Origin of the sequence: Streptomyces sp. NPDC050560, from assembly GCF_044457285.1 — a bacterium.
Taxonomy (GTDB): domain Bacteria; phylum Actinomycetota; class Actinomycetes; order Streptomycetales; family Streptomycetaceae; genus Streptomyces.
Genome location: NZ_JBITGT010000007.1, coordinates 158,969 through 171,510 on the forward strand (window position 1 = coordinate 158,969; position 12,542 = coordinate 171,510).

Annotated in this window: 9 protein-coding genes and 1 pseudogene; 3 read left to right on the forward strand and 7 right to left on the reverse strand. The window is 69.8% G+C overall.

Annotation, left to right across the window (positions count from 1 at the left end):
- The first annotated feature begins 16 nt into the window (after positions 1-16).
- Positions 17-760, forward strand: coding sequence for an AraC family transcriptional regulator (locus ACIBIW_RS17725; protein WP_399337046.1), 744 nt, complete (start codon positions 17-19; stop codon positions 758-760).
- A gap of 194 nt (positions 761-954) precedes the next feature.
- Positions 955-2,127, forward strand: a complete 1,173-nt coding sequence (locus ACIBIW_RS17730; RefSeq protein ID WP_399337048.1) for a 4-hydroxybenzoate 3-monooxygenase — start codon at positions 955-957, stop codon at positions 2,125-2,127.
- Positions 2,128-4,204: 2,077 nt separating this feature from the next.
- Here the strand turns inward: ACIBIW_RS17730 and ACIBIW_RS17735 are convergent.
- From ACIBIW_RS17735 to ACIBIW_RS17765, 7 genes are all read right to left on the reverse strand, one after another.
- The gene (locus tag ACIBIW_RS17735; protein ID WP_399337050.1) at positions 4,205-4,963 is read right to left on the reverse strand and encodes a hypothetical protein; all 759 of its coding nucleotides are present in this window, start codon (positions 4,961-4,963) and stop codon (positions 4,205-4,207) included.
- A 208-nt stretch (positions 4,964-5,171) separates the two neighbouring features.
- Entirely contained in the window at positions 5,172-6,392 is a 1,221-nt protein-coding gene (locus ACIBIW_RS17740) for a PP2C family protein-serine/threonine phosphatase (RefSeq protein WP_399337052.1), read from the reverse strand.
- The gene (locus tag ACIBIW_RS17745) at positions 6,389-7,435 is read right to left on the reverse strand and encodes a SpoIIE family protein phosphatase (RefSeq protein WP_399337054.1); all 1,047 of its coding nucleotides are present in this window, start codon (positions 7,433-7,435) and stop codon (positions 6,389-6,391) included. The genes ACIBIW_RS17740 and ACIBIW_RS17745 overlap by 4 nt, the downstream gene beginning before the upstream one ends.
- A complete protein-coding gene (locus ACIBIW_RS17750) occupies positions 7,432-7,860 on the reverse strand; it encodes an ATP-binding protein (protein ID WP_399337056.1) in 429 nt (142 codons plus the stop codon). Before ACIBIW_RS17750 ends, ACIBIW_RS17745 begins: the two co-directional genes overlap by 4 nt.
- 95 nt (positions 7,861-7,955) lie before the next feature.
- Positions 7,956-8,351: an STAS domain-containing protein gene (locus ACIBIW_RS17755; protein WP_399337058.1), complete on the reverse strand. Its 396-nt coding sequence runs from the start codon at positions 8,349-8,351 to the stop codon at positions 7,956-7,958.
- Between the two features lie 17 nt (positions 8,352-8,368).
- Entirely contained in the window at positions 8,369-9,262 is an 894-nt protein-coding gene (locus ACIBIW_RS17760; protein WP_399337060.1) for an STAS domain-containing protein, read from the reverse strand.
- Positions 9,263-9,885: 623 nt separating this feature from the next.
- Positions 9,886-10,542, reverse strand: coding sequence for a TetR/AcrR family transcriptional regulator (locus ACIBIW_RS17765; RefSeq protein ID WP_399337062.1), 657 nt, complete (start codon positions 10,540-10,542; stop codon positions 9,886-9,888).
- A 307-nt stretch (positions 10,543-10,849) separates the two neighbouring features.
- Between ACIBIW_RS17765 and ACIBIW_RS17770 the strand changes: the two are divergent.
- Positions 10,850-12,298: pseudogene (locus tag ACIBIW_RS17770) on the forward strand (glycoside hydrolase family 30 beta sandwich domain-containing protein); the annotation flags it as partial.
- Positions 12,299-12,542 lie beyond the last annotated feature (244 nt).

A 12,542-nucleotide genomic window follows, 5' to 3' on the forward strand; every position in this document is an offset into this window, starting at 1 on the left:
CCCCGAACCACAGGACATGCCCAGCGGCGCCGGGTGGCTGCCGCGTGGCTACCACCTCGACTCTCACACCCACGACCAGGGCCAGCTCGTCTACGCGGCCGCCGGAACGCTCGCCACCACGACGGAGCGCGGAACCTGGGTGGCCCCGGCCAACCGTGCCACATGGACACCACCCGGCTTCGCCCACAGTCACCGCTTCTACGGGCGCACCGACGTACGCCTGCTGACGATCCCGGTCGAGCTGTGCGGTGAACTCGTGGGACACCCCAGCGTCTTCGCCGTCGGCGCGCTGCTGCGCGAGGCCGTCCTGGCTCTGACCGACGACCGGCCCGAGACCCGCCCCGGCGCCCGCCGACGGCTGCTCGCCGTGGTGATCGACCAGCTCCACGACACCCCTGAACAGTCACTGCACCTGCCCGAACCCGGTGACGACAGGCTCCGCGCCGTCACCGACCTCCTGCACTCCGACCCCGCCGGGCCCGCGACCCTGGCCGAGCTGGGACGGGTCGCGGGAGCCAGCGAGCGCACCCTGAGCCGTCTGTTCCACACCGAACTGGGCATGAGCTTCCACCGGTGGCGCACCATTCTGCGTATCCACCACGCACTGGCCCATCTCACCAAGGGCATGTCGGTCACCGATACCGCGGTGACGTGCGGGTGGTCGAACCCGTCCAGCTTCATCGACGCCTTCCATGCGGTCGTCGGCCAGACGCCGGGCAGCTACCAGGCGGATTTGCGGGGCGGTCCCGCCCTGCCGTAGCCGATCCGCCGCGGCGCACGCACGCTCCGCAGATTCCTGATGCCAGATCCGGATTCACAGGTTGGCGGGTTTTCGGTATCGGGTGTCGGTCTCCCGGTGGTGTGCGGCCCGGGGCGCGTCCCAGGGTGGTGGTCAGTACGCCGCACCATCTGGACGGCGGCCACCGATCCCCGACCCGAGGAGACCCGGAACCCATGGCTGAGACACACGAGCACCCGCCCGTCGTCATCGTGGGGGCCGGTGTCGCCGGGCTCACCCTCGGCAACATCCTGCTGCGCAACGGCATCGGCTGCGTCGTGCTGGAAAAGCGCAGCCGTGCGTACGTGGACCAGCGCCAGCGCGCCGGGGCCATCGACAGCTTCGGGGTGGGCGTCATCCGCAGGTGGGGGCTCGGTGAAGTCCTGGAAGGCGACCCCATCCCGCAGAACGAGGGCGGCTTCTTCATCGACGGCCGGCCGATGCCGATGGACATCGAACACGACGAAGACGACGGCATGTTCGTTCCCCAGCACGTCCTGGTTCGCAATCTCACCGACGCCTTCCTGGCCGAGGGCGGAGACCTGCGTCACGAGGCCCTAGACGTGACCTTGCAAGACCTCGACAGCGGGCACCCCACGGTCCGCTACCGGGACCCCGACGGCACCGCACACGCCATCACCTGCGACTTCCTCGCAGGCGCCGACGGCTTCCACGGGGTGAGCCGGGCCTCCATCCCCGCCGACGTGCTGACCGAGTACTCCTACGACTACGGCTACTCCTGGCTCACCGTCTGGGCCGCCGCGGCGACCGACCCGGCCGGCATGGCCATCCACGAACGCGGCCTGGCCGGGATGATCCCCCGCGGCGCCGACGCCACGCGCATCTACCTCCAGTGCCCCGGGGACGACACCCCCGAGCAGTGGCCCGACGCGCGCATCTGGAGCGAGCTGGAGGCCCGCTTCGGCACCACCGTGACCAGCGGCGAGATCCTGAGCAAGCAGGTCGTCCCGCTGCGCAGCTCGGTCTTCGACCCCATGAGCCACGGCAAGCTGTTCCTGCTGGGCGACGCGGCCCATATCGTCCCGCCGATGAGCGCGAAGGGCATTCACCTCGCCCTCCACGACACCGACGTCTTCGCCCGCGCGGTCCTCGCCCGCATCCAGAAGGACGATGCGAGCCTGCTGGAAAGCTACTCCGCGGACTGCCTGCGCCACATCTGGAACTACCAGGCGTTCGCCACATGGATCACCGATCTCATGCACAACGCCGGTGACACCTCCTACGAAGGAGAGTTCCGCAAGCAGGTCGCCCGCGCAGAGATGACACGCCTGTTCGCCTCCCCCACCGCGAACAAGCTCTTCGGCGAACTCACCGCCGGTACCAACTAGGGTCGTTTGTCCGCATCAGGCTGTCCGCATCAGGCCGGATCGACGGTGTCACCCGATCACCTCACCTCGGTACGCGTGAGGCGGCACGGCCGAGGAATCGAACCACATGATGACGGCATCCGTTGCACTGACATCCGCCACGATCAGGAGCCCGTGGGCGCCGGCACTGAAGCGCCGGAGGAGGAGACGTGAGCCAGAGCATGAGCAACCGCGTGGTGTGGGCCAACGGTTACCCGGCCATGCGGCGCTGGTTTGCGTCCCGTTGAACCGACGGGAGGAAGGAAGCCAGCATGTCAGGACGCGACCGGCAGGAACGGAGCGGAGCCGGCCAGAGTCGGCGGGGTTACGCAGTCCATCAGGTGAGCGGCACGGAGCACGAAGCACCACCCGGGTACATGGAGTACAACCCACACGACCTGCCCTCAAGCCAGGAGGCCGCAGACTACGCCCGGCTGGCCCAGATGCGATATCAGGAGCAAATGCGCGCCGAGGCGGCCAGGTCCCAGCCGATGACGGCGTCACCTGCGTACCCGGGAACAAACGCGTACTATCCGCCGCCCATGGCTCCACAACACGGCAGCAGCAGCGCGATGCCGACGGGAATGGATCTGGACCCGTTCGCGGCCCAGCACGCGGCCTCCGAGCCGCCGACGCCGGTGAGCCGGACCGGGTCTGCACGGTGGAGCCAGGCTCCGGCTCAGGACGTGAGCCCGATCGACCCGTCGCACAGTCGGCCTCCGTCCGACTACCAGGTGAGCCCGGTTGACTCGCCCCAGCCTGCGTACCCCCAGACGCAGTCTCAGTACCCGGCGCAGCGGCCTTCGCTGAGTCACCTCACGACGGAACAGCTGTACCGGCTCGATCGCAACCCGGACGAGCTTCGGGCGCAGGTGGCGAGGCTCACCATCTCGCAAGAGCCCGGCCGGGAGGCGGGCCACGCTTCACCGGCGTCCTCGTCGCGAACCGGCGGGTTGCAGCGGAGCAGCCATGTCCGCCGGCGGCAGGTGCCGGAAGAGCTGCGGGGTCAAAGGGGGCGCGGGGCTCAGGGAGGCACCAGCCGCAGGAGTGGCGGAGGGCCCTCACGCTGAGACGACGGCGTTGAGAGGTCGACGCCCCGGGACCTCCGGGTCCTTCGCCCCCCGCACCGCCTCGCGGCGGGCCGCCGAACGGTGGCTTTTCCGGCGCGGGGCGGCGGGGGAGCGTTGACCATCGATTGCCCGCAGTCACTCGTCACCCCTTGAACCGGCGATTTCCATGGCCCGTTGAAGGAGAACCGGACCCTCTCACCCCGGAACGACGGAGGACACGTGGCACCAGAGGACCCAGCCGAAGCGCGTAGCAGGCGTGCCCGGCACGCGGCCTTGTCGGGGACGCCGGAGCAGAGGAGCGAAAGAGCCCGGAAAGCCGCCCTGTCCATACCTACCGCCGCCCGCAGGGAGAACGCCCTGAAAGGCGGCAAACACCAGACTCCGGAGCAGCGCAGCGAGGCCAAGCGGCGAGCCAACGCGGCCAGAGATCCTGAGGTCCGCAAACGCATAGGTGAAAAGGCGGGCAGGGCCTCCGCCGCCGGAGCCGCGAAAAGGGCCGCGGCCAGGAAAGGGCCCTACGGCGGCGGCGTCTCCCGGCCGCTGGCGCCCGCGCCCGCTCCGGCGGACACTACCGCCTCGATGTCCCGGGCAGAGGTTGCCGCCTTGACGTCCCCGACGAGGTCTTCCGATCTGTCAGGCGCCTGGCGGGAGACCCGCCCACGGCTTACCGAGGCGCAGTTGAGTGGAAGTCCCGTGGCGTATCCCTCACGCGCTTCCTCGACGGCTGCCCACCTGACGCCGGTGGCGGGCCCTGTCGCGCGCGAGCGCGTCAACCTCCCTGGGCCACGGCAGCAGTTCCCCGAACTGTTCACCGCCCACAGCCGAAAGCGTGGCGGCGGACCCGGCAAATAGCCGCATGCGGGACTCGCGAGTTGCCCGATCGCCGTCGAGGGTGAGAAGCGGGAGGCGGGCGTCACGGCCGCGGGGCGGTAGCCCCCCGGCGGTCGGGCGGCGGCAGAAGAGGGACGGTGCTCCGGTGGGGACGCGACTCAGTTGTGCTGTTCGTCGATGGTGACGGCCGTGCCGTCGTCGGTGATCTCGACGACGAGGCGCACTCCTCGCTTGGTGGCAGCGTCCAGCTCCTCGGTGGTGCAGCGCTGGGTCTTCTTCTCGGTACCGCAGATCCAGCCGGCGCCGTTGATGACGGTGTTCGTGGTGGTGAGGAAGGCGCGCTCCTTCTTGGTCCCGTCGTCGGTGACGGAGTACTTGCCGGGGGCCACGTAGTGCGAAACGCCCTGCAAATAGACCTTTTTCGGCTGGTCGGCGTCGCTGCCCCCACCGGCCGGGTGGTCCTCGGCGATCTTGGTCGCGATGCCCTTCTCGAGTGTGACGGTCGCGGAAAAGCCCCTGTGGGATGCGGCTTCGAGTTGCGCCGCGGTGCAACGGGTGGCGGACTGGCCCCCGTCTCCGCAGATCTTCGCGATTCCCTCGATGTCGGTCGCCTCGGCGGTGAGAAACGCCTGTTCACCACCCTTGGCCTCCTTGATCAGGTACTTGCCGGGAGCCATGTAGGTGACGGTGCCGTGCCAGGTGCCCGTGACCTTGTTGTCGCCGCCGGAGCCTCCGGCGTTGTCCGCCGTCTTGCTGCTCTCGTCACCGGGGGGCTTGGTCGACTGCGAGGCCGAGGACGAGTCCCCGGCGTTCTCCGCCTTTCCGTTGTCGGAGCCGTCGTCCTGACAGGATGTGAGCAGGGCACCCGTCGCGGTCAGAGCGAGTGCGGTGAGCAGGATTCGGGGACTGCGGGACATGGCTCTCTCCTCGGGCGATTCAGAAGGGGACCGGCCGGTTGAAGGGGCTCGATCACGTGCGAAATCACACCTTGCCCTCCGACCGGCAAGTAAACGGCGTACAGCAAAAAGTGAGCGGTCCAGCCGCGTTTACCAATCGGTAGCACTGGCTGTTTCCGACAGCCGGAGTTTTCTGGCCGCCGAGAACAGAGCACCCCCAAGAACCGTGTCAGTCCAGCGGCTTGGGGGTGAGGCGGAGGGCGAGGGCGAGTGTGTCGTCCGGGTGGAGCACGGTGCTGCCGTGCATCTCGTCGGCTATGGCCCTGGGGATGGCGTCTATGGGCTGCTCACGGTGGCGGAGGGCCGAGGTGATCAGGCGCTGTTCGCCCTCCACCGGGTTCTTGCGGCTCTCGGTGAGACCGTCGGTGTACAGGAGCAGAAGGTCGCCAGGGGTGAGGTGGGTGCTCAGCGTGGCTTCGCTGCCGGGCAGCGGAAAGCCGACCCCGCGGCCGGAGACCTGAAGGTACCGCGTGTGGCCGTCCCGGCGGACGAGGAGGGGCGGCGGGTGGCTTCCGTTGGCCAGGTGCAGTTCGCCGGTGCGGGGGTCGAGCCGGGCCAGGAGCACGGTGGCGGTCAGGTCGGGGTCGACGATGGCGAGGTTCTCGGCGGCCCGGCGCACGATGTCCTCAAGCGGGTGCCCTTCCAGGGCGAGCGTGCGCACCGTGTGCGTGACGCTGAGCGCCGTACGGGTGCTGCCGATCCCGTGGCCGAGGGCGTCGACGACGGTGATGTGGACGATCTTGTCAGGGAGGACGAACCAGTCGTACAAGTCTCCTCCGGAGGGGGCGTCGGTCTCGGCCGGCTCGTAGTGGACGGCGAGTCTGAGACCGGGCACGGTGAGCGGCGCGGGGCGCAGCGCGTCCTCCAGTTTGCGGAGCATCTGGCCGTGGCTGCGGCGCAGTTGCTCGTCCCGCTCTTCGAGTTGTACGTACAGGGCCAGCACGCCGCTGTTGGTCTCGTCGAGTTCGTCCTTGAGGCGGGCGTGGTCCACGGTCAGCGTGTCCATGCGGGCGAGGACGGCCGCAAGTTCGCTCTCGGTCTGATCGTCGTCCCCGTCGACGGCCGGGGCGTCGCGGGGCGGGAGGGGCAGATGCCATCGGGTGGTGCCGTCGGGTCCGAACTCCGCGGGCAGCGGCAGCCTGGACGGGTGCGGGGGGTCGGCTCCCGGCGGGCAGGTGAGCGTGACGGTGAGGGTGTTGTCGTCCCGTGTCGCGGCGAGGCTAACCGTCCGGTGCCCTGCGAGCCAGGTGTGGGCGGCGAGCGAGACGGATACCGCCAGGCGGGCGCGGGTCTCCACGCCGAGCCCGTACGCGTCGGCGACGCGGCGTGCCGCTCGCCGCAGTGCGGTGAGGGTGGCCACGGTCCGGGGCGGGGGAGATCGTCTGATCATGACAAGCCTGTCAGGCTGAGTGCGGTGGAGTCGTCACGCGTACGCCGGTGGCGGTGTACGAGGGCGGCCGGCAGCAGTTCGGCGGGCAGCCTCAGGAGGAAGGGCGAGGGATCGTGCGTCCAGCGTGCTTCGATGCCGTCGGAGTACAGCACGCACACCTGCCCCGGGTGCAGCGGCATCGTGCGCAGTTGGGGCGTGGGCATGTTCCAGCCGACGACGCCAGGACGTCCGTCGAGACGACGGTGGGACTCGTGGATGGAGAGCACGCACAGCCGGATGTTGCCCACACCGCAGTACTGTGCCCGGCCCGCCTCCAGTCTGACGAGCCCCACGGCCGCTCCGCGCGTGTGCCGCAGCGCTTGGTGGAGGGCGTTCATGATGTCGGGCAGCGGCTGATGGCTGCTCGCGTGGAACATCTTCAGCGCGGCCCGGGCCGCGCGCGCGGCGAGTTCGCCGTGCCCCAGGCCGTCGACGACGAGGGCGGTGCGGCCGGTGCCGGAATCGACGATCGCACAGCCGTCGCCGCACTCCTGCTCCCCGTCGGCCGGCACACACACGGCACCCGTACCGGTCCCGGTCGCCTCGGGGGCGCGCCCCTCTTCCTCCCGTGTCCCCGATGACCTGCCACGGGGGAAGGCGAGCCGTGCGGAGACGATCGTGCCGTCCGGCACCCGAGTGCGTACGGTGAAGTCGGTGGCGACCCGGCGGGCCGCGCCGAGCCCGCTGCCGAGGGTGTTGGTGGTGGAGTAGCCGTCGGCAAGGCAGCGCTTCAGGTCCGCCATCCCGGGACCGCGGTCCGCGGCAAGGATCTCCATCCCCCTGCCCAGCGGGAGAGCGTGGAGAAACACGATGCCGTCGGAGGCGTGTTTGTCCAGGTTGCTCGCCAGTTCGCTGGCCATCGCCGCCGCCTGGTCGGGAAGCGAGCCGGGAAGGCCGCAGTTCGCCGCCGTCTCGCGGGCGAGGGTGGCCGCCAGGTGGACGGCGCTGTAGTGGTCGATCCTGACCTGCCGGGTGACGAACCGCGACGGCTCTTTCAGGCTCATGGGGTCGCCCATCGGACAACCGTGATCGTGGTGCCCTGCCCCGGGGCGGACTGTACGACGAACTCGTGCATCAGCCGTCGTGCCCCGCCGAGACCGTGTCCCAGGCCGCCGCCGGTGGTGAAGCCGTCGGCCAGGGCGCCGTCGAGATCGCTGATGCCGGGTCCTTCGTCCCGCACGACGAGCCGCACTCCGGTTCCGCGCATCCTGTGCAGGCGGTCGATGGTCAGCGTGCCTCCCCCGCCGTGCACATAGGCGTTCCGGGCCAACTCGCTTGCGGCGGTGACCACACGGGTCTGGTCGACGAGGCTGAAGCCCAGGTCCTGTGTCGCCGCGCGCACCGCGTGGCGGGCGGTCAGCAGGTCTTCCACCGTGCGCACCGGGTACGTTTCGGCCGCTGTCGGCACGGCGCGGTTACGGTCGGTCACGTCATCCGCGGTTGCCGCCACCGGCCCTTGTCCGCCGGGGGCGCGACGCGGAACGTCGTCGCCGGGGCCCGGGACGCCCCGCTCTCCTGAGAGGCTCATTGGGGCGACACCGCCCTCGCGGGAGGGCTCTCGAACCGCGAGGCGGACCGGTGCCAGCCGAGGGCGGCCATGCCCTGCTCCGCGTTCACCGCCGTCTCCACCCCGGTCAGTTCGACGCCCAGTTCCACCAGGGTGATCGTCACCGCGGGGCTCATGCCCGCGACGACCACCCGCGCCCCGAGGAGTTGCGCCATGGCGCTCATCTCCATCAGGGCACGTGCCACGAAGGAGTCGATGATCTGCACACGCGAGATGTCGATCAGCACGCCCCGGGCGCCGTCCGAGGCGATACGGTTCGTCAACTCCTCGGCCAGGGCCAGCGCGGAGGCGTCGTCGAGTTCGTTGAGGAGGCCGGTGACGAGGGTGTCCCCCAGCTTGAGGATCGGTGCCACCCCTCCCTCGCGGCTGTTCACAGCGCACCCGGTGCGCCCGGAGTCGTGCTGTGCCCCTGGGCGGCACGCCCGGTCAGTTCGATGGCCGCGGAGAGCGCGTCGGCCAGTGTGGCACGGGTCATGATGCCGGACAGGTCGATGCCCAGTTGGACGATCGTCTGCGCGATACGGGGCCTGATGCCGCTGATGACGCACTCCGCGCCCATCAGGCGCACGGCCTTCACCGTCTGCATGAGGTGCTGGGCGACGGAGGTGTCGACCGTCGGCACCCCGGTGATGTCGATGATGGCGACGATGGCCTCCTCGTTCTGGATCGACTCCAGAAGGCTCTCCATCACCACCTGGCTGCGGGCCGTGTCCAGGTTTCCGATCAGTGGTACGGCGAGGACCTGCTGCCACAGGCGTACCACCGGCGTCGAGATCTCCAGCAGTTGGCGGCTCTGCCGGCGGATGATCTCCTCACGGCCCTCGACGTACGTCGCGAACGACAGCGCACCCGCGGCGTCGAGCAGACGGTTGATGACCAGGGCCGCGGCGAACATCTCGTCGGAGGCGAGGTCTTCGCCCTGGACCGCTTCGAGCAGCGCCTCTTTCAGCGCGAGCACCGCCAGCGAGGTCGCCGTCGGCTCCGCGCCCGCCCGAGCCCGGCGCAGCGACATGTCCGTGACGGTGTCATGCAGCTCACGGTGCCCGGTGACGATCTCCGCCACCGGCAGACCGCTGGCCAGACCGCCGGTCAACGCCCTGACCAGCGCGTCCGCCTCCTCATGCAGCTCCGTCTCGACGAGCCCCCCGTCGGCCAGCTCCAACCGCTCATGCTGCAACCGCACCCAGCGATCGACGATCTCAGCGTTCCTGCGCTGAAGCACCTCGGTCAAGCGGTCCCGTACAACCGACTCGATGACACTCATTGCTCGGCCTCTCAAACGTTCGCGCTCACACATCTGCTTCCCCGCAGCGACCTGGCCGATGTAATCGTCCGACATCCCCCTTCGGGGCCCCTCTTGAGCAGGGTCGACCCCGGCAGGTTTGCGGTGGCACTCGGGCCTCGGGCCGACAACGCGGCCGAAAACCCCTCCGGTTACGGTGCCCCCTCAGACAATCAGTGTTCAACCATGAATATCGGCGGCTCCGTTCCTATCGGACCCCAGGTCAATGCGATTGCGCATTGAGTATGCCGAGGACGATTTCGGATACACGGAGGCCAGAATTCTTATGCTGCCGGTACTTCACATCCCTTTCCTTTCGCGCTGATGGAATGCGCTTGCCCCCGTAAGGTGCCCTCAATCAGGTTCGGCAACTTCCCTTCCGATCCGACCGGTGTCCCAGCCGCGTACGCTGGCATGTGTCCGCTATGCCCGGCATGTCCAGGTATCCACGGGTGCCGACGCCACATCGCCCGCGGCGCGGTATGAGGCCCGCAGCCGCCGCCTCCGAGCCGGTCGCCCGGACCGGGAACTCTTCGCGGCGGGCGGCGACACGGAGAGTGTCGCCCGGGTCCCGGTGGGGGATGACCGCTCCTGAATCCCTCCGGTCAGCCCTCTGCCGTGGAGCGGTCCTGGTGGAGGGCGGTGAGGAGGGAGTCGATCACCAGGTCCGTGGAGGCGGCCATGTCGACGGCGTCCGGAGCGAGCAGCCACTGCACCTGGAGGCCGTCCATGACGGCGATGACCGCGTTGGCGGCGTGCCGGGCCCTGGGCGCGTCGCTCTCGGCGAGGCCGCACGCCTCGGTGACGGCGTCCGTGACGAAGGCGCGCAGTCCGACGTAGCGGTCGCGGAAGTAGCTCTGCGCGGGATGGTCGTCGGTGACGGACTCGGCCGACAGGACGGCGTAGAGCCGGACGATGCCCTCGCGCTCGGCGTTGCGGCGCGCGGTGTCGACGAGGTGGCGCAGGAACGCCAGGCCCCGGGGGCGTTCGGCGCCGAGCTGTTCGATGTCCGTCTCGTCGCGGAGTTCGAGGACGCTGGTCAGCAGCAGTGACTTGGAACGGAAGTAGTGCAGCACACCGGCCTGGGTGAGCCCCGCGCGCTCGGCGATCTCGGCCAGCGAGGCGTTGTTGTAGCCGCGCGCCGCGAAGGTGTCCATCGCGATGCGCAGGATGTCCTGCTGGCGCCGCCGGGCCCCGGGGCTCCGTGGGACGCGCGGGCCGCGGGAGTCACGGGTCGTCCCACCCGCCGGCTGATCGGTCATTCGGCCCACCCTACGCCGAACGCCTGTGCCCGCCGATGGACTTGGGGGCCGTGCAGCAAAGTGCCGCAGGCCACTTACTGAGTACTTAGTGGGTGTGCTTTCATGGCGCGGTCAGCGCGCGGGCGGGCCCGGCAGGGCACCGCCGGGCGCCGGTCGCACACGCTCGATCGCCGTTCGTCCGCACCATGTTCGGCGTGCCGGTCCGCGGACCCCGTGCCCCACCCTTCGTCCTTCCGCCGCTCGCTCTTCCGCCGCGGCGGGCCCTCGGTACCCCCACCGTGCCACCGATCCGAAGGAGACCCGCACCGTGTCACACCCCCACAGAACGCCCGCACGAGCCGGGGTCACCGCCCTGGTCCTGGCCCTCGCCGTCACCGGACTCGGCTTCACCGGCGGCCAGTCGGCGCGGGCCGCCGACCCCGCCGCCCAGGTGTGGGTGACCACGCCGGACGGCTCCCGCAAGCTCAGCTCCGACGGCAGCGTGCCCTTCGACAGCTCCCCGCAGGGCATCGACCTGCAAGTCAACGCCCAAGAAAAAGGCCAGAGTTACACCGGCGCGGGCGCCTCGGTCACCGGCGCGTCCGCGCACCTCATCCAGGGCCTTTCAGGGGACCAGCGGGCCGATCTGATGCGGTCGCTCTTCTCCACCTCGGGCGACGGCATCGGCCTGTCGTATCTGCGCCAGCCGCTCGGCAGCAGCGACTTCGACGCCACAAACGATCCGTACTCCTACGAGGACACCCCCGGGCAGTTCTCCATCGACCGTGCCAAGCAGGAGATCATCCCCGTCGTCCAGCAGGCCCTCGGGGTCAACCCGGCCATCCGGCTGATGGGCACGCCCTGGTCCCCGCCCGCCTGGATGAAGACGGACAACTCCCTCAACGGCGGCAGCCTCAAGCCCGAGAACTACGGCGACTTCGCCGACTACCTGGTGGACACGGTCAAGGCGTACGGGCAGGAGGGCATCACCCTCACCGACCTCACGGTGCAGAACGAGCCCGAGAATCCGACGAGTTACCCGTCGATGTCGATGACCTCGGCCCAACAGGCCGACTTCATCAAGGTACTCGACCCCAAGCTCACGGCCGCGGGCCTGCCGACGAACATCCTGGCGTTCGACCACAACTGGGACCATCCCGACTACCCGCTCGACGTGTTCTCCCGCACCGACGGCATCAGCCGTGTCATCGGCGCCGCCTTCCACTGCTACGGCGGCGACCCCGCAGCCGAGCAGCAGGTCGCCGACGCGGGCAAGCGGGTGTTCTTCACCGAGTGCTCGGGCACCGACAGCGACAACCAGGCCAACACGTTCGGCGACAGCCTGCGCTGGCAGGCCGAGAACCTCGTCGTGCAGAACATGCGCAACGGCGGTGAGACCGCCGTGACCTGGAACCTGGCCCTCGACCAGAACGGCGGCCCGCACCAGGGGCTCTGCGGCACCCGGTGCAACGGCGTGGTGGAGATCGCGGGCGACGCCGTCAACCGCGGCGCCGAGTACTACTCGCTCGGGCAGCTCAGCAAGTTCGTCACAGTGGGCGCCGTACGGATCGGCTCCACCAGCCAGGGCGGCGGCGGTGTGCAGGACGTCGCCTTCCAGAACCCGGACGGCAGCCGCGTCGCCTATGTGGTGAACAGCTCAGGGGACTCCCAGCGCTTCTCCCTCACCGACGACGGCCGTTCCCTCGACTACACCCTGCCGTCGGGCGCCGTGGCCACCTTCGTGTGGACCCCCGGGGCGGACGGCGCTTCCACACCCGACAAGGCAAGACTCTCCCGGTAGCGCTGCACCGGGGCGCGGGGGCCCGGCCCGGCGGCCGGGCCCCGTGGTGCGCCCCGAGGAGTCCGTGTCCTGGGCCCGCCACCGCGGCTGAGGCGACTTCTCCCTCCGCGTCCGTGGGGCTCGCCGCCCAGGAAGCCTGGTACGCGGCGACACCTTCGGCCTCGGCGACGCGGAAGAGCGTCTGGAGATGCCGGAGGCGGGCGTCCGCACCGTCGTGCTG